A 17,867-nucleotide genomic window follows, 5' to 3' on the forward strand; every position below is an offset into this window, starting at 1 on the left:
GAAGTATTATGACCCATTTTACTGCTGCTAGAGGTTTATCTAATCCGCACCTGCAAACATTGGCGCCGCGCTTTATCCGTAAAAAAGCCTTATTTGAGCCTATATGGCAAAGGCTAGAAACCCAGGATAACGACTTTCTCGACCTAGCATGGAGTGAAGAATGGCACGCAGAACAAGCGCAGAAAAAGCCTGTTTTTATTCTGTTTCACGGCCTAGAGGGCTGTTTCTATAGCCCTTATGCCAACGGCTTAATGCACGCTTTTTCCCAGCATGGCTGGCTAGCGGTAATAATGCATTTTCGTGGTTGTAGCGGCGAGCCCAACCATAATGCGCGCAGTTATCACTCCGGTGAGATAGAAGATGCGCGTTTTTTTCTCGAGCATATTGACCGCCAGTTTCCCCATCAAAAAAAGATTGCTGTTGGCATATCACTTGGTGGTAACATGCTGGCGAACTACCTCGCACAATATAATCAGGATCCACTCCTTGACGCCGCAACGATTGTTTCAGCACCACTTGATCTCTCTGCATGCTCCGCGCGCATTGAACAAGGCTTTTCTAAAATCTACAAAACCTACTTACTTTCCTCTTTGAAAAAGAGTGCGCTGCGAAAGCATCACTTAATCAAGGGAGAGTTAGATGTTTCTTATCAAAGTATCAAACGAGTGACCAAGCTATACCAATTTGATGACTTAATTACAGCGCCTTTACATGGGTTTAAAGGTGCTGATGATTATTATCAGCGCTGCTCTGCCATTCACAAACTCAAAGATATTCGTCTTCCTTTGCAAATCATACACGCAAAAGACGACCCCTTTATGACAGAGGCGGTCATTCCAAAGTACGCTCTACCAAGTAACATAGACTACCGACTCTATGAGCAAGGTGGTCATGTTGGCTTTCTGACAGGAAGTGCCATAAAACCGAGATTTTGGCTTGAAGAGACATTACCCGCTTACTATCAAAGCTTGGTACCATCTAGCTAGCGCTTTTCCTATTGCCGAACATAAAAGAAAGAGGTATTTATGATCGTTCCTTGGCAAGACATTGCCCCAGAAACCTTAGACAATTTAATCAAAGAATTTGTCCTTCGAGAAGGCACAGATTACGGCGCTGTAGAAGCTTCATTACAACACAAGATAGATCAGATAAAACAGCAACTTAAATCTGGCGATGCTGTCGTAGTTTTCTCTGAACTACATGAAAGTGTAGATATTCAACTTAAGCATAAATTTTCCTTTTAAAGCACTACATACCGTACTGTCTTTGCAAAGCATGTTATAGTGAAGTGCAACAGTGGACAGTTATTCATAGACAAGGGTTGTCATGTCAGCAAAACATCCAGTTATCGCCGTTACTGGCTCTTCAGGTGCAGGTACCACCACCACATCTGAAGCTTTTCGCAAAATGTTCAATATGATGAAAGTCAAGCCAGCTTGGGTTGAAGGAGATAGCTTTCACCGCTTTACTCGCCCCGAAATGGATGTTGAAATTCGCAAAGCTCGCGAGCAGGGGCGACACATCAGCTATTTTGGACCTCAAGCCAATGACTTTCCTGCTTTAGCTGAATTTTTCCGCAAATATGGCAATGAAGGCACAGGCAAGGTTCGACGTTATCTCCATACCTTTGACGAAGCGGTTCCCTACAATCAAATGCCTGGCACTTTTACCCCTTGGCAAGAGCTACCAGAAAGCTCTGACGTGCTGTTTTATGAAGGCTTGCATGGTGGCGTTGTCGACGGTGAAGTTAACGTTGCGCAGCATGTGGATTTTTTGATAGGCATGGTGCCTATCGTCAACCTTGAATGGATTCAAAAATTCGTGCGTGACACCCGAGACAGAGGACATTCACGAGAGGCCGTGATGGACTCGATTGTTCGCTCAATGGATGATTATCTTAATTACATCACACCACAGTTTTCTCGTACTCATATTAACTTCCAGCGAGTACCTACCGTCGATACATCAAACCCACTCAACGCCAAAGGTATCCCAAGCCTTGATGAGAGTTTTGTTGTCATCCGCCTTCGGGGAATAAAAAATGTCGACTTCCCATACCTACTGGCAATGATAGATGGCTCATTTATGTCACGTCACAACACCATAGTTGTACCCGGTGGAAAGATGAGTTTTGCAGTCGAATTGATAGTTAGGCCAATACTTCAGCAGTTGATAGAAACGGGAAAAATTGGTTAAGACTTACTTTGTATACAGGATTACTTTTGATTGCGTGATCAGGCGCACATTTTTGTACACAAAATAGCCAAGTGAAGGCGATTAAAATCAAGAAATCAATTCAAAAAAAAGATACTATTTGAAACAGAAACAAAGATGGCTTGCAGCATTTGAAAAGTGCTCTTATCCTAATAAGTCTTGATTCAAGGCTTAGCTAAAACATGGAAAGAAGCAAGCGTACCCTGCAGAGGAAGTGAGATATTATGGTTCTAGGTAAACCTCAAACTGATCCAACATTAGAATGGTTCCTTTCACACTGTCATATTCATAAGTACCCATCTAAGAGCACACTGATACACGCTGGTGAGAAAGCGGAAACGCTTTACTACATAGTTAAAGGTTCAGTTGCGGTACTTATTAAGGACGAGGAAGGCAAGGAAATGATCCTGTCGTACCTAAACCAAGGTGACTTTATCGGTGAGCTTGGTTTGTTCGAAGAAGACCAAGAACGCACAGCGTGGGTTCGAGCAAAATCACCTTGTGAAGTGGCAGAAATTTCTTTCAAGAAATTCCGTCAGCTTATCCAAGTCAACCCTGATATCCTAATGCGCTTGTCGGCTCAAATGGCAAGTCGTTTGCAGGTAACCAGTCAAAAAGTCGGAGATCTTGCTTTCCTTGACGTAACTGGCCGTATCGCTCAGACACTGCTGAATCTTGCCAAACAACCAGATGCCATGACGCACCCTGACGGCATGCAAATCAAGATCACACGTCAAGAGATTGGCCAGATAGTTGGCTGTTCACGCGAAACAGTAGGTCGCATCTTAAAGATGCTTGAAGAGCAAAACCTAATTTCTGCACATGGTAAAACGATCGTCGTCTACGGCACTCGATAACCATTGTTCTATACATAAAGCCGAGTTCATGATTGGACTCGGCTTTTTTTCTTATTTGTTAATTAGCTTGCTCTATCCTAACCTTAGTTTGAATTTCAACCGTAATTTTCAGGCAGGATGGACTCATGATTTTAAAGCTACTTTCTTCTCTGGTATTGGCTTTCAGCCTAGTTTTTTCATCAATCTCAATTGCCCAAACGACCATTATTCACCCTATCCCACGGGAAGGTTCTGAGCTAGACCAGTACGCTATCGACCTCATTCAGTTTCTTGTGGATAAATCAGGCGAAGGCATTTTGCTCCAACCTTACAAAACACCTGTTGACTCACAATCACGTAAAGTCACTCTGCTCAAAGAAGGCAAAATTACGGTAGATTGGCTAGGCGCCGATAAGACCCTTGAGCAAGAGCTACTTCCTATTCGCTACCCAGTTTTTCGAGGCCTCCTTGGCCATCGTATTTTTATCACCAATAAAACCACTGCAGCCAAACTAGGCAGCATAAACAGCATAGAGGAATTGCGTAAGCTTGGTATGATACAGGGGCAAGGCTGGGCAGATGTAAAGGTCTTAAAGTCCGGCGGATTTAAAGTGAGAGAAGTACCCAGCTTTGATAATATCTTTCGTATTGTTGATAGCGAGCGTACCGATTTATTCCCACGAGCCGTTATCGAACCCTACAGCGAAGTTGCCCAGCGCAGTCAATTATCCAACCTAGTGGTTGATGACAAACTGATGCTGATTTACCGCTTTCCTATGCTGCTGTTTGTGAGCCCTAAGAATCCTGAGGTAGCAGCTACGCTAAAAAAAGCATTTGAAGCTTCATACCAAGATGGTTCATTTGTTGAGTTCTTTGAAAAAGCACCTCTAGTGAAAAAAACCTTCGAACAAGCGGGCATAAAAAGCAGAAAAGCGTTTAGTATAGATAACCCCCACCTAAGCGAAGAAACGCGTTCGATCCCAGACCAATATTGGCTTAGCGTAACAGAATAGAAAAAGGCGCCTTAGTTGGCGCCTTTTTATTCAGAAGTCTATGTGTCCCCACTCAAGACTCGCTATTTGTACTCTCAAATATCTTATCAGCCGACGCTGCGACAAACCCAGGATATAATTCACCATTACTCATAGGGTAGCGTTTAGCAAACTCATAAAAGCCGCCAGGGATTATCTGGGAGCCTTCTGTGAAAGATACTGGCACTTTATCTGCCATGGTCGAGGATTGCTCAAGTAAAACGTCTGGTGAGCCTTTTACCTCCCCGCCTGATTCATTAATTGTGAATCCAGCTTGACGCAAATGATCATTAACCTGTTTTGCTTCATCGAACGCAGTCAGTTGATTGACACTCACGGTAAAGTGGTTGGCTCCATAGCCGTGAGCAGCAAGCCAAGAAGCGTATTCACTTTCTTTGGCAAGTTGCTGGTAGTCTTCAAAACTCAGTTGCCAAAGACGCCCGGAAGATAAAAATTCAAAGCTTGTCAGTTTGCTAGTATCAATCTGATCGACTAACTTCTTGACTATATTCTGCAATTGCGGCGAGCACTCTTCTACTTTTAGCTCACTAATAAAGACTTTAGGTTGCTTAGGATCTGGATGTTCGTAATGTTTCGCCACCAATTTTTTCGCCTCAAATTGGTAATCTCCACATGGGGTGTAACCAACATCAATAAAGGGCTTGGCTATCGCTTCCATACCAACTGGGCTTAAATTAAAAGTTCGCAGAGCGATATGGTCGTTAATCAGGGGCTCGCTTTCTTGCAATAATTGATGAATTTTATCTGCTGAGGGGCATAAGCGCTGAATATAGTCATTCCATAACGACTGAAATAAAACATCTGGCGTCATAACGCCTCCTTGTCTAGTTTATTGGGTTGAGAGTCAGCTCGCTGACCCAGCGAGCCTTCCCTTTTCGCTAAAGGTGCTATATGTGCTAGTTATAACTCCACACCAGGACTCAATGTTTCAGGTAACACGGTTTGATCGCCCTCCATCGAAGCCATTGGATAGGCACAATAATCAGCCGCATAATAAGCACTTGGGCGAAGATTACCTGAAGCGCCAGGGCCGCCAAATGGCGCGTCACCACTTGCCCCTGTCAGCTGGCGGTTACGATTAACAATGCCTGCTCTAATATGGTCGACAAAATATTCCCACTCGCTATCATCGGTAGAAACAAGCCCTGCGGATAAACCAAAGCGAGTGTCATTGGCAAGCTCGACTGCTTTCTCTAGACCTTGGTATCGAACGACTTGTAGTAAAGGACCAAAATATTCTTCATCTGGCAGCTGCGCAATTGGCGTGACGTCTATGATACCTGGAGTGACAAATGCAGCCTCACCTGCTTTAGCTTCTAACAAGCTTTGACCTCCAAGCTTAATCAGATTCGATTGAGCCTGAAGAATAAAGTCGGCTGCCGCTTTTGAAATTTGTGGCCCCATAAAGGGTGCAGGTTGCGCAAAAGGTTGATCAACATGAATCTTTTGCGTAGATTCAATCAACTTAGCAACTAAGGCCTCCCCTTTCTCCCCCACAGGAACATAAAGGCGACGTGCACAAGTACAGCGCTGGCCTGCGCTAATAAATGCCGACTGAATAATGGTGTATACGGTTGCATCTAAGTCACCATATTGCTCAGAAATCACCATAGGGTTGTTGCCACCCATTTCCAAAGCCAGCATTTTGTCTGGTTGACCAGCAAACTGACGATGCAGGATATGACCGGTATTGGCACTACCAGTAAACAACACACCATCAATACCTTTGGATTCAGCCAATGCAACGCCTGTTTCTTTAGCACCTTGAACCAAGTTAATCACGCCGGCAGGCAGACCTGCTTGTTGCCATAACTTCATTGCGAACTCGCCTGTTAGCGGCGTTTGCTCAGATGGTTTAAATACCACAGTGTTACCAGCAAGTAGGGCTGGGACTATATGGCCATTTGGCAAATGACCAGGGAAGTTATAAGGACCAAATACCGCCATGACTCCCAAAGGACGATGACGTAAAACAATCTGGTTACCTGCCGCTTCACGTTGCGCTTCACCTGTGCGGTCATGATAAGCACGAATTGAAATAGCGATTTTACCCGCCATCGCGGCCGCTTCCGTTCGGGTCTCCCACAAAGGCTTGCCCGTTTCTTTAGCGATAATCTCTGCGATTTGCTCACTGTTTTCTTTCACTTTCTCAGCAAAAGCGAGCACGATTGATTCACGTTCTGTATAGCTGCATTTTTTCCAGCTCATAAAAGCATTTCGAGCGGCACTGACCGCTGACTCAACCTGCTCGGGAGAAGCACTTTGTCCTTGCCAAATTACTTCGTTGTTGTAAGGGCTGGTGGAATTTATTGCTTCGCCGTGCCCATCCAGCCACTCACCTGCAATCCAATGTGTCATATGATTATTCCTCTCAATTACTGGGCCAACATGCGAACATAGTCACCTTGCTTAACTTGCAAAGCCTCAGCCGCTTCTGGGGATAAAATGACAGACTCAGAGGCCTGATCATATGCAGCCTTAGTCGCTACCGCTCTAAAATGCTCAAAAGAAGTATTTGAGATTAGGTAATCCTGCGAGCTAGAGTGCTGCGCAATCGATACTTTTGCTCGGAATGAGTGGCGTACAGATTCGATATTGCGCATATCACACTCAACCGATGGACCACCATCGAAAATATCGACATAGTTGCGACAAGTGAATCCTTCCTTTTCAAGTAAGCGCAGCGCAGGTTTGGTGTTTTCGTGTACTTGACCTATGACCTCTTGGGCCTCTTTACTGAGCAAGTTAATGTAAATCGGCAGCTTAGGCATCAGATCGGCAATGAAGCCTTTTTTGCCAATACCGGTTAAGTAATCTGCCATGGTAAAGTCGATGGAGAAAAAGTGCTCTTGTAACCATTGCCAAAATGGTGAGTTACCTTCATCGTCAGACACCCCGCGCATTTCGGCAAATACGGTTTTAGAAAAACGATGTGGGTGCTCGGCCATCATCAAAAACCGACACTTTGACATTAACCGACCGTTCAATCCGCCGCGAAAGCTAGGTCTTAGGAATAAAGTACAAATCTCACTGCAACCTGTGTAGTTGTTACCAAAAGTCAGCAGCTTTACAACATTATTGACCCCAAGTTTTGGCGATGAGTGAACTATGGTGCTGATATGATAAGAATAAAATGGCACATCCCAACCAATGGAAGCTTCGACACCCGTGCACCCTGCTACCTCGCCACTTTCACTATCAAACCCAACCATTAAATAGCCTTCATCACCAGGCTCGGTGACATTGGGTTTGGAAAAACTGTATTCAGAGTGTGTAATACGGTTGGTCAATAACTCTTCGTTGACCGGAAGTGATGTAAATCCATGTCCAGATTCGACGGCGCAAGTATGCAAAGCATCGTAGTCCGACATTGTTATCGGGCGAACAACTAGCATCGATATTCCCTCCTGATGCATAGGTCAGCGCCACGTTCATCAAGATTTGGCTCATATCTAGCCAAATAGCATTCACAACAGGTTATAGGATTTAAGAGCCGAGGATCGTCTTAGTGTTGGGAATACCTAATGCGTGGAACTGAAAAAAGAAGATCGCCCCGCTAGGACGATCTTCCGTGTTTCTTAATTATTTACTTAGTGTTGCTAGAGCTTTATCAAGCCTTGATAAACCCTCTTCAACTTCTTGCTTAGTGATGACCAAAGATGGTGTAAAGCGAACAACGTTAGTACCCGCGACCAGAACCATCAGGCCTTCTTTACCAGCGGCTACCAGCACATCTCGCGCTCGGCCTTGCCACTCGTCATTGAGCGCTGCACCGAGTAACAAACCTTTACCTCGAATTTCAGCAAACATCTGATATTTTTCGTTGAGTTTGTTTAACCCTTCTCTAAACCATGTTTCGCGCTCAGCAACACCTTTAAGTGTTTCTGGGTCGCTGACGATATCGACCACAGCTTCAGCGACTGCACAAGCAAGTGGGTTACCCCCATAGGTTGAGCCGTGTGTACCAATTTTAAGATGCTCAGCAAGCTCTGCAGTGGTGAGCATAGCGCCAATTGGGAAACCGCCACCAAGTGATTTTGCTGTACTCAAAATATCTGGGGTCACACCAAGGCCTTGGTAAGCATAAAAGTGCCCCGTACGGCCGTTACCTGTTTGTACCTCATCAAAAATAAGCAGCGCGTTGTGCTTATCACACAGTTCACGAACCGTTTGTACAAATTCGTCGGTCGGCGCGATGATGCCCCCCTCTCCTTGAAGAGGCTCCATCATAATCGCGCAAGTGCGATCTGAAATATGCGCCCGTAAGGTCTCGATATCGTTGTACGGTAAATGGGTCACGTCACCCGGTTTGGGACCAAAGCCATCAGAGTATGCTGCTTGTCCACCTACGGTAACGGTAAAGAAAGTTCGGCCATGAAAGCCTTGTTTAAAGGCAATAATTTCAGATTTCTCCGGACCAAACTTATCTGCAGCATAGCGACGTGCAAGCTTAAGCGCAGCTTCGTTGGCCTCTGCGCCTGAGTTGGCATAAAACACTTTGTCTGCAAAGCTCACTTGGGTGAGTTTTTTCGCCAAACGCAGCGCAGGCTCGTTGGTCATAACATTACTTAAATGCCAAAGCTTTTGACCTTGCTCTGTTAGAGCATTAACCATAGCTGGGTGACAATGTCCAAGACAGCTCACCGCAATACCACCTGCAAAGTCGATGTACTCTTTGCCTTGCTGATCCCAAACGCGTGCACCTTCACCTTTAACAGGCACCATTTCCATCGGGTTATAACAAGGTACCATGACCTCATCAAACAAACCGCGTTCTACTTTACTTTCAACTGTCATTGCACATTCCCTCTCAATACCGCATGCCAGGCAATTTTTGCATCCTTGCCTTCTTATTAATGAAAGCACATTTTGTTTTGCATATGAGCAATTACGGCATTGTATTTACATTTAATTAACCATTTCAATAGTGAATTATTCTTTTTATTCAACCATGAATAGGCAACCCCTCACTTTCATTGAGTATTTATGCACTAAGTCACTGCTTTTATGAAGCAATATATTCTTATAGCTAACATAAGCTGTCGTTAAACATGGTAATTACAGGCTTGAGATGTTAAAGCTCAAAGGGGTAACGAATAGTTTTTCACAACATATTCTCAGCATAAAACATGAAATAAATGTTAAAAAAAGTGATCGCTATCAGGTTTTTAATCGGGGGCGAAATGGGGAAAGCGGCGAGGTATCAAGCGCCATGGCTGCAAATACCTTAACGCTTATATCAAATGTAGCTTAAGTTCTGAGAGCAAAACCGCTCTCAGATTCGATAAACAAGTAACAACGGATTAATCTAGGTTAACACGCTCTAACTTCACTGTGTGCCCACCAGTATTGTGCTCATTACCATTGGTATAATACAAAGACACTTGGCCATCGCTATGAAGGTAATACTCTTGATTATCGCTAAGCTGCTTAGTGATATTTTTTTGTGAGCGCGGGTCGATGTAATTAACGCTCACTGATGATATCGCATTTCCGTTTTGATCGCTTGCCGCGCCTGTCACTGTTGCTCGGTAAGTAATATTCGCATCAAGATAGTGCTGAACTGCTTCGCCTTGCTCAGTCAATAGGTTGTTGCGCGCAGCATCGAGTTTTTGACTATCGTCATTAGCCGCTATGTCATCCTTAACCACGCCACAAAAGCTAACTTGAACGCTTTTCACTTCGATAGCATAATCACTATTATTGCTAGCCGAATTATTCACATAAAGGATGCCTAATTTCAACTTGCCCTGTTTAAGCTCACTACGATATTCCTCACTATGGGGATATGTCTCGTAAGGGCTCAATGACTCTCTCATTGTATCTTGATACGCTTCAAAATAGGCAATCCCATTGCCACGCCAATAGTCAACCACAGACTGCATACCTTCAATAGGAAAAAATAATTTATCACTTCCCCATAAAGCATGGGTGTTTCTAGTACTTACCGTAATCATAACATCATTTATATTATCAATATTTGAATAGCCGAAATCGAAGTCAACCTTATCAGCATGATTCCAATCTCGATTCCAATATCTGTGGTTATGATGTAATTCCAAAGCTGGCTCAAAATTCACAGTTTTTTCAATACGCTGAGAATCGTCACCGTAGTTTGAACAATCTGTTTGCGCCATGGCCACATTTGATACTGCGGCGCCCAAAATTAGAGGTAAGATAGATATTTTTAGACTTGTCATTAGAAACCTTTCACATAAATAAGAAAAACAAAATGCATATAGACAAGTTGCTTATTATACATATCAATATTAAATGATTAATATTTATTTATAAAAATTACAAATACATAAGGTTAAGCTGAGATGGATTAAGTCTTGGTTTTTATCAAACCTTGGTCTTATAGTGATTTACGGCTTAAAAAATTAGCCAGTAACTCGTGACCTTGCTCGGTTTTGATTGATTCAGGGTGAAACTGAACCGCTTCAATAGGCAGGGCTTTATGTTGAAAACCCATGATTTCATCCATTGAACCATCTTCTCGCGTTGTCCATGCGGTCAGTTCGAAGCAATCGGGTAAGCTGTCATTTTTTACCACCAGCGAGTGGTAGCGAGTCACAGTGAGTGGGTTATTGAGCTGGGTAAATACGCTGCGGTTATTATGGCGAATGGCGGATGTTTTACCATGCATCACCTGACGTGCGCGCACTACTTGACCACCAAACACTTGCGCAATGGCTTGATGGCCTAAGCACACGCCCAAAATAGGAAATTTACCTGCAAAGTGTTCAATCACGCTGAGTGAGATGCCTGCTTCGTTCGGCGTGCATGGACCTGGTGATATCACCAAGTGAGTGGGATTGAGCGCTTCAATCTCTTCAAGGCTAATTTGATCGTTACGCACCACCTTTACCTCTGCGCCCAACTCACAAAAGTATTGATACAAGTTGTAGGTAAAAGAGTCGTAGTTATCGATGATCAGCAGCATAGCTATTAAATGGTTTTGATAAATCGCATATATGAGGCGGTATTGTGCATTACCAAAGCCGAAAGGCAAGGATTAACTGAAACTAGATTCTGTTATTTAACCACCTAGCGAGCTTTGCTTGGGTGACTTGCTTGCGAATTTTATGCTCGGTAGCAGTAGCCCACCCCATAAATGGACTGAATAGGCTGGCAGTCTTGGTTAATACTCTCAAACTTCTTGCGGATTTTCTTAATATGGCTGTCCACAGTTCTATCGCTAACGATGCGGTGATCATCATAAATCTCAGCCATTAATTGCTGGCGATTAAACACTCGTTCAGGTTGGGTCACCATGGCATGAACAAGCTTAAACTCTATCGCTGTCAGCGCGACTTCTTGGCCACAAAATTTGGCTTTGAACGCATCGGGCTGCAAATGTAGCAAAGCGGCAGTTGTAGCGGGCGACTCCAACCCTTGTGAGCGTCTGAGCACAGCTTTAACCCGGGCCACTACCTCCCTTGGGCTATAGGGCTTACACATATAATCATCAGCGCCCAGCTCTAGGCCAAGTAAGCGATCAATTTCTTCCACTTTTGCGGTTAACATAATAATAGGTACATTGGAAAACTGGCGTATGGCTTTGCAGATTTCAAGCCCATCTATACCTGGCAGCATTAGGTCCAATAGCACCATAGCGGGTTGGTTGTCTTGTACCCAAGTGACTACCTGATCGCCGGTGTACATAGTGGTGGGGTAATAGCCTGCATGTTCAATATAATCTGCCAGCAGATCGGCAAGTTTCACTTCATCTTCTACAATTAAAACCTGTTGCTTCACGCTTTTCCCTTAGGCAGTCTTACCACCAATTTTAGTCCGCCTAATTCACTGTGACTGGCACTGATTACGCCGCCATGACGCTCAACAATGGCTTTAACAATCGATAAGCCAAGTCCAGAGCCGCCGCGGTTTCTGTCTCTTGAGCTATCAACTCGATACAGACGCTCAAAGAGTAAGGGTAACGATTTATCAGGCACTGCTGGCGCCGAATCCTGCCATATCATTTCTACTCCATCTTCCACAGCTTCTAATCTCACCCTTAATTTACCTGGGCTATGGGTATATTTAAGTGAGTTTGACAAAAGATTGTTCACCAGTTGGTAAATACGCTCTAAATCGAGCAAGATAAGATCGTTTTCGCCAAGCCCATTATCGAGTGATATTTGAATGCCTTTATCGCCGAAGGGCTGCTGATAACGAGCGATAGCTTGCTCAACAATAGAAGCCAAACAAAGCGGCGACCGTTGGTATTCCTGCGCCGCAAGATCTTCAAGAGCAAGATAGTGAAGATCTTTCACCACATGGGTCAAACGCTGCAAGTCTGATTTTAGCGAGTGAATACTCTCTTGGTTAAAATCTCGGATACCATCTTCCATCGCTTCAAGTTCAGCTTGAAGGACACTAATTGGGGTGCGCAGCTCATGGGCAATATCGGCTAGCCATTGCTTGCGCAGCTCCTCTTGCTGTTCAAGTAGGTTTTTTAAACGGTTAAAGTCCTGTGCTAAAAGGCCAAGTTCATCTTTTTGCTTGATCACTAACGATGCTTGCGACTGGTTTTTAGCCAGTTTCTCCATCGCAAATCGCAACTTTTCAATCGGTCGAACAAAAGAGCTCGCAAGGGGTAACACCAAAGAAGCAAAGCCCAAAATTACTAGGCCTGTAACAATAAATAACCCATGTTGCTGCGACTGAAGAAAAGCCACATCATTGTATTCCGTTAATGACTCTCTTGGTAAAAGACCGACATAACCCACTGTTTTGTTATCTAGTTGAATTGGTTTAAAACAGGGCTCGTGCTCATCATAGGCAATACCCGCTATTTGCTGTTTTTGCGCATCAAATAACAAGGTGCGGTGGGTTATCTCACCGCTGTGACTGTAGTAGTTAGAGGTTTCTTTCTCATCGGAGGCTTCAAACAGAAAGTCATCGAGCACCTTTTGCCACAATTGGGGCTTATCCACAAAGTCCTGCCAGCTTCTATGATGGCGATAAAAACCTGCTAACTCAGGAATGAGCTTATCCATTTTGCTGATATCACGCTGGTTAACATAGCTTAAAAAGCCTCGGTCAACACTCCACTGCATCACACCATACATAGACAGAGCAACAGACGTTGCGATAAGCACAACAAACCAATACAGCTTCCAACGGATACTGGCAAACCTGCCAAAGGTGATTTTTTTCTGGGTTACTTGATTCATACCCCTATCTTAACCGCGATATAAACATCAACACCAGTATTGAATATGGACCAAATGATAAGTTTCACAATACTTGCACATTTGCTCCTCACTGCGTGCACATTTAGCCTTTAGCTTTGTTCCCATATTAACAAATCAAACAATCAGAGGAACAATCTTATGCCAATGTTGAAAGTCATCTTAATGGTTATCGCTTTAGCAATACCAACGCTGAGCCATGCAGCGCAAAAGTGGCAACTTTTTTCACCGCCACCCAATCAGGCGACCTTAAACTCAAGAGAGGTCAAAGTGATTACTGGTGATCACTATAGGTTTCATGTATTGAGGGATAAAGGTGGCTATACGGCAACCATCATTGAGAGCGCACTTGGCAGTATGCTGGTAGATACGGGCACGGGAAAAAATCCGCAGTTTGGTGAAGACATCAACGCCTACCTAACGCTGATTGGTAAGCCTGTAAGTACCATTATCACTCATGATCATTCGGATCACTACGGCAATCTAGACAAAATTGATAACATTGAGGTGATTTATGCCGAGGCCTATGTAGCTGCTGATCTCAATCAAAGTGACAAGTTTCACGCCATTACCAAGATGCCAGTTACAGCGCTGAAAGGCAAAGCCAGTTTATATGGTTTGATCTATGATTTTCACACCATAGACAATGCCGAAACCGATCATAATAGCTATTTTGCAATTGAAAGCGCGAAAGGGCTTTTCGTTGGCGACTTACTCTATGTCGACGCTTATAACTATATTCGCGAGTACACTCCGCATGATGACACGGATGAACTAACCAATTGGATAGAAACTCTTCAAGAACTCAAGCTCAAGTACAGCGAGTACGACTATGTATTTGTTGGGCACAACGGCTACAGCGATAATATCCAAGATCTAGCTGATAAAAATATCCATTACTTGTCTATTGCTCAGGCGCTAATAAAAGGTAAGCAGCCGCTTCCTAATGGTAAAAAAGCCACCAGCGTTACCCAAGTGGTCGCAGAAATGTTTCGTTTGTTTCCAAATTATAAAGGCAAGGGATTAGGTTTTGCCCTCCCGGGTTCTTTTGGCGTTCAAGACCCCGGTGCAAAATGGTTCTAAATTTGAGACTGTGCACAATCATCGCATATTGGCGATGATTACTCGATCGTTTATAGAATAATCACTACCCATTGATAATGCTTATCTCTATAATTTGCCACTTAGCAAAAAGTGGTAAATAAACGAGAACTATAAATGACATTAAAACATATCGCAGTGGCTGGCCTTACTGTATTTGCATTAAGTGCCTGTCAAACTACCTCAGTAGAAAATATTCAAACCACAGCCTCACAACAAACCATTGAGGAAGCGAGAAAAAACTTCAAAGGGGCAGAAGACTTCAAAGTGCTCGATAACGGTGTGATTTATTACACTAAGTATATATCAGGGAACTTTCGCTGGGATCCAGTGCACACTAATGAGCTTAGCTATCGTATGTCCTGTGAAGACTTACGCTGGTATCTAGAGCGCGGTATGACAGTCAGAGTAGCACTTAGAGGCAAAGGTGCAGTCACCTATGACTATGATTTAGAGCGCTGCGAAACCGAAGCGCCAACCAATCTTTACGACTCCTAACATCAACCGCCACTGGTTGCAGTGGCGGGGTTTATTTTACAGCGAGCCTTATTTACGTCTGCGCCATAGAGCTAGGCCAAATAAAGATAAGATAGCGCCAAGGCCAAATGAACCGCCTTTTTCTGACTCGATTGCCAGTTCAAGTACCGCTGGGTCGTGATCTGACGAGCGAAAGTGGTCGGTATATTTTGGCAAATCACCTGTGTATCTATCACTGTATTCAAACAGGGCCGATTCACCGCCATTAATATGCCATTCAGTGGCATCGACCACATACTTTTCAAGACTTGGGCTTATCAAGATATGGTCAAGTGCGCCCACTTCATCATTATATGAAAAGCTCCAATTATTTGAATGCTTTGCGGCCACCGCATTAACGTAGCCATAGCTGTGATGAATGATCTCACCCTGATCGCCAAATTGCTCAACGCCATCAATATAGGTATTGCGCGCCGCTTTAATTACTTTGCCATATTGCTTTTGGCTGTAATCGGTTAAAACCAGCATGGGATCTTCTTTCCCGTAAGCATTTAAATCGCCCAATATCACTTTATGACCAGGAATATCTTCAAGCGCCTCTCCTAATGCCACTGCGGCGGCAACGCGAAAGTTCTCACATGAGCCTTGCTGATCGACGTCTTTTCCACCCTGACCACCTTCATCGATTGGCGCAGCGTCTTCCCAACATTTGGAGCCTTTTGATTTAAAGTGGTTAACCGCAACAGTGATACGTTCCTCTGCGTCTTGTTTTTGGTCTTTGCTTTTTATCCTAAAGGTAGGGGCGAGTGTATTGCGCTGGTAATTCTTACCATCTTCAATCACCTTGCCATCATCATCAAGCACTTCTGGGGCTTGTTGGCTCGGCATCTCAATGACTCGTGAGCTTTGAAACTCAACGGATTTAGAACGATACAGCACCCCTGTGGTAATCGCATCCGTGCCAATATAATCATTTTTGTCCTTGATACCGTCACCATTGGTATCAAGGGCGACAAACTTATAACGATCTTTTTTGTTATCAATCTGCTGATTTAACTGCTCAACAAGCTGGCCAATGGCGCCGTTTTCCCCCAAGCCATTATTTTCAATTTCCATTAAACCTATGATATCGGCATCCAGACGCAAAATGGCATTAACAATTTTGGCTTGCTGAATTTCAAACTCAGGATAGGTCTTGGCGCCTCGATTGCCGCCATTGGGGTTAGTGTCTCCACCAAAAGGAGAATTGAAATAATTGAGCACATTAAAGGTCGCGATTCTTAAATCGCCCTTTTCTTCAACCTCAGGTTGCTGAGTCCGTGGGTAGCGGCGAATAAAATTGTCTTTGCTTAAGGTGTTGGTGGTAATTAAGCGATAGTCGCCATAGCTGTAGCTCAGCACCCCTTCAAGCCCAACGATAGTATCGCCAATGCGAATATAATCTTCGGTCGAGCCATCTTGGTCAGCATCGGTTACCCCAAATTCTGGGTAATAAGGAATCACGCCATTGGGCGCTTTATGGTCAGATTCAATAAATAAACGTCGCTCGCTATTGTCCTTGCTTTGCTGCTTAGCCTTATCTGAACCAGCAGCAAAAGCTTGGTTAGGATGCATATTGATGCCTCCTTGCGCCAGTACCATGTTGTTGCGACTCGCCGCATAATCGTAGCCAAAGGTGCGCGTCACTCGCATATCTAGATCTGCACTTGTTTTAACCAGCATACCTTCATAGCGCTCAAGGGTTTGTTCAAAGCTGGCATCATCGGCCAAAATATCAATCTCAGTTGCAACTGGCGGTGTATGCTCTCCCTGCTTAACCCAAGTATTTTTGCCTGCTTTTAACTGCGTCTGCTGGTAGTTTTCCTGAACTTTACCTTTAACACAGACTAGATCGCCTGGCTTAAGCTCAGACTGAGATTGGTTGGTTTCAACAAATAGACCTTCTGAGGTTTTCGGGTTGCCATCATCGTTAAGCGCTTGCAGGTAAAAGCCTTTGGTCAAACTGCTGGTGACGGCGCTCACTATGCCTTCTACATACACCTCATCATCTGAAATGAAGGCACCATTATTGAGTAATGGAGAGCGACTTCCCTCACCTTGGATCTCTTGAATTGAAGTAAAGACTGGTTCACCACCATCTTGCTCGCAAACAAACGGTTCTGGCACTTGACCGCCATTAAGCTCACCCAAACCTTGAATGTCATTTTTATCTGATTCTAGCCAATTTGAGGCTTGGTAATAAGAAGAAGGAGAAAAATCATCTTGGCTACGCGTTAAGGTAACATCTTTGGCAAAATTATTTCCGCCCATATCACCAATGACATCATGAACTTGATCATTTTTGAGTAACGCAATTGGGTCATTACCGTTAAAGCCAAGTACATCATTGTCTAGAAAATTACTGAGGTTTTTAATGTCCTCGTTTGACTGTGAATGGCCAATCACTAAAACGCTTTTCGCCTGTATAACTTTACCGTCTAATGACAGCTTGCTATCCCAATTGCCGCCACCATTAACTGATTTAGCCAAACTGTAACCATCAAGCTTGACCGAAACTTCGCCAGTATTAGCAATTTCAATGGCTTTATTATTACTGCTACCTTCGACGTATTGAGAAATAATGATCTCAGACATTGCTGGCGTAGAGAGAACACTTGCGACCACTGCTGCAAGTAAAGTTGGAGTGAGTTTTTGTTTCATTCTGTCCACCTTGCGTCGCTTCCTTTGTTATCTAGGTATAGAAAGCGCGTTTCAATTCCCTTTTCCTGTTGAGAAAAGACTTATAAAGCTGGACCAGTGTTGATGTTTTTTATGAAACTAAAAACAACATTCCATGACATTGAGATTTCGATCCCATAGGTAAAATGAATATTTGGATAAGCGTCAAACTTTAAACTGAATTGAAATACTGGTTGCAAATTTGCGAGCTAGATATCAACAAAGAAGAGAGTTTCGAGCGCAACTAGAATAAAGGCTCAAGAGTGGAG

General features: G+C 43.9%; 16 protein-coding genes. 7 read left to right on the plus strand and 9 right to left on the minus strand.

Features of this window, described 5'->3' with window-relative positions:
- Nucleotides 1-8 precede the first annotated feature (8 nt).
- From MHN79_RS14335 to MHN79_RS14355, 5 genes are all read left to right on the plus strand, one after another.
- Nucleotides 9-986 (plus strand): hydrolase, encoded by a 978-nt coding sequence (locus MHN79_RS14335; RefSeq protein WP_239173434.1) that lies wholly within the window; start codon nt 9-11, stop codon nt 984-986.
- 39 nt (nt 987-1,025) lie between these two features.
- Nucleotides 1,026-1,244, plus strand: a complete 219-nt coding sequence (locus MHN79_RS14340) for a YheU family protein (protein WP_239173435.1) — start codon at nt 1,026-1,028, stop codon at nt 1,242-1,244.
- An 82-nt stretch (nt 1,245-1,326) separates the two neighbouring features.
- The gene (locus MHN79_RS14345) at nt 1,327-2,196 is read left to right on the plus strand and encodes a phosphoribulokinase (RefSeq protein ID WP_114787384.1); all 870 of its coding nucleotides are present in this window, start codon (nt 1,327-1,329) and stop codon (nt 2,194-2,196) included.
- A 242-nt stretch (nt 2,197-2,438) separates the two neighbouring features.
- The gene (gene crp, locus MHN79_RS14350) at nt 2,439-3,071 is read left to right on the plus strand and encodes a cAMP-activated global transcriptional regulator CRP (RefSeq protein WP_004410522.1); all 633 of its coding nucleotides are present in this window, start codon (nt 2,439-2,441) and stop codon (nt 3,069-3,071) included.
- 125 nt (nt 3,072-3,196) lie between these two features.
- Nucleotides 3,197-4,063, plus strand: a complete 867-nt coding sequence (locus tag MHN79_RS14355; protein ID WP_160932141.1) for an amino acid ABC transporter substrate-binding protein — start codon at nt 3,197-3,199, stop codon at nt 4,061-4,063.
- 52 nt (nt 4,064-4,115) lie between these two features.
- On the opposite strand, the gene MHN79_RS14360 is transcribed toward MHN79_RS14355, so the two are convergent.
- The 8 genes from MHN79_RS14360 to MHN79_RS14395 form a co-directional block, all read right to left on the minus strand.
- On the minus strand, nt 4,116-4,913 hold the full coding sequence (locus tag MHN79_RS14360) for a DUF1338 domain-containing protein (protein WP_239173436.1): 798 nt from the start codon (nt 4,911-4,913) through the stop codon (nt 4,116-4,118).
- A gap of 89 nt (nt 4,914-5,002) precedes the next feature.
- Complete coding sequence (gene astD / locus MHN79_RS14365; protein WP_239173437.1) at nt 5,003-6,460, minus strand: succinylglutamate-semialdehyde dehydrogenase; 1,458 nt, start codon at nt 6,458-6,460, stop codon at nt 5,003-5,005.
- Nucleotides 6,461-6,477: 17 nt separating this feature from the next.
- Entirely contained in the window at nt 6,478-7,497 is a 1,020-nt protein-coding gene (astA, locus tag MHN79_RS14370; RefSeq protein ID WP_239173438.1) for an arginine N-succinyltransferase, read from the minus strand.
- Between the two features lie 187 nt (nt 7,498-7,684).
- The gene (locus MHN79_RS14375) at nt 7,685-8,899 is read right to left on the minus strand and encodes an aspartate aminotransferase family protein (RefSeq protein ID WP_239173439.1); all 1,215 of its coding nucleotides are present in this window, start codon (nt 8,897-8,899) and stop codon (nt 7,685-7,687) included.
- Nucleotides 8,900-9,405: 506 nt separating this feature from the next.
- A complete protein-coding gene (locus tag MHN79_RS14380; protein ID WP_239173440.1) occupies nt 9,406-10,302 on the minus strand; it encodes a hypothetical protein in 897 nt (298 codons plus the stop codon).
- 158 nt (nt 10,303-10,460) lie between these two features.
- Nucleotides 10,461-11,048: an aminodeoxychorismate/anthranilate synthase component II gene (locus MHN79_RS14385; protein WP_239173441.1), complete on the minus strand. Its 588-nt coding sequence runs from the start codon at nt 11,046-11,048 to the stop codon at nt 10,461-10,463.
- Between the two features lie 140 nt (nt 11,049-11,188).
- Nucleotides 11,189-11,863: a response regulator gene (locus MHN79_RS21000; RefSeq protein WP_239173442.1), complete on the minus strand. Its 675-nt coding sequence runs from the start codon at nt 11,861-11,863 to the stop codon at nt 11,189-11,191.
- Nucleotides 11,860-13,284, minus strand: a complete 1,425-nt coding sequence (locus MHN79_RS14395) for an ATP-binding protein (RefSeq protein ID WP_239173443.1) — start codon at nt 13,282-13,284, stop codon at nt 11,860-11,862. Before MHN79_RS14395 ends, MHN79_RS21000 begins: the two co-directional genes overlap by 4 nt.
- 159 nt (nt 13,285-13,443) lie before the next feature.
- Here MHN79_RS14395 and MHN79_RS14400 point away from each other — a divergent pair, with 159 nt between their 5' ends.
- Both MHN79_RS14400 and MHN79_RS14405 read left to right on the plus strand, forming a co-directional pair.
- Nucleotides 13,444-14,385, plus strand: coding sequence for an MBL fold metallo-hydrolase (locus tag MHN79_RS14400; protein ID WP_239173444.1), 942 nt, complete (start codon nt 13,444-13,446; stop codon nt 14,383-14,385).
- Nucleotides 14,386-14,520: 135 nt separating this feature from the next.
- The gene (locus MHN79_RS14405) at nt 14,521-14,901 is read left to right on the plus strand and encodes a hypothetical protein (RefSeq protein WP_239173445.1); all 381 of its coding nucleotides are present in this window, start codon (nt 14,521-14,523) and stop codon (nt 14,899-14,901) included.
- A gap of 48 nt (nt 14,902-14,949) precedes the next feature.
- Here MHN79_RS14405 and MHN79_RS14410 read toward each other — a convergent pair whose 3' ends face one another.
- Complete coding sequence (locus MHN79_RS14410; RefSeq protein ID WP_239173446.1) at nt 14,950-17,580, minus strand: ExeM/NucH family extracellular endonuclease; 2,631 nt, start codon at nt 17,578-17,580, stop codon at nt 14,950-14,952.
- Nucleotides 17,581-17,867 lie beyond the last annotated feature (287 nt).

The sequence above is a fragment of the Vibrio sp. Of14-4 genome (assembly GCF_022347625.1).
Taxonomy (GTDB): domain Bacteria; phylum Pseudomonadota; class Gammaproteobacteria; order Enterobacterales; family Vibrionaceae; genus Vibrio; species Vibrio pristinus.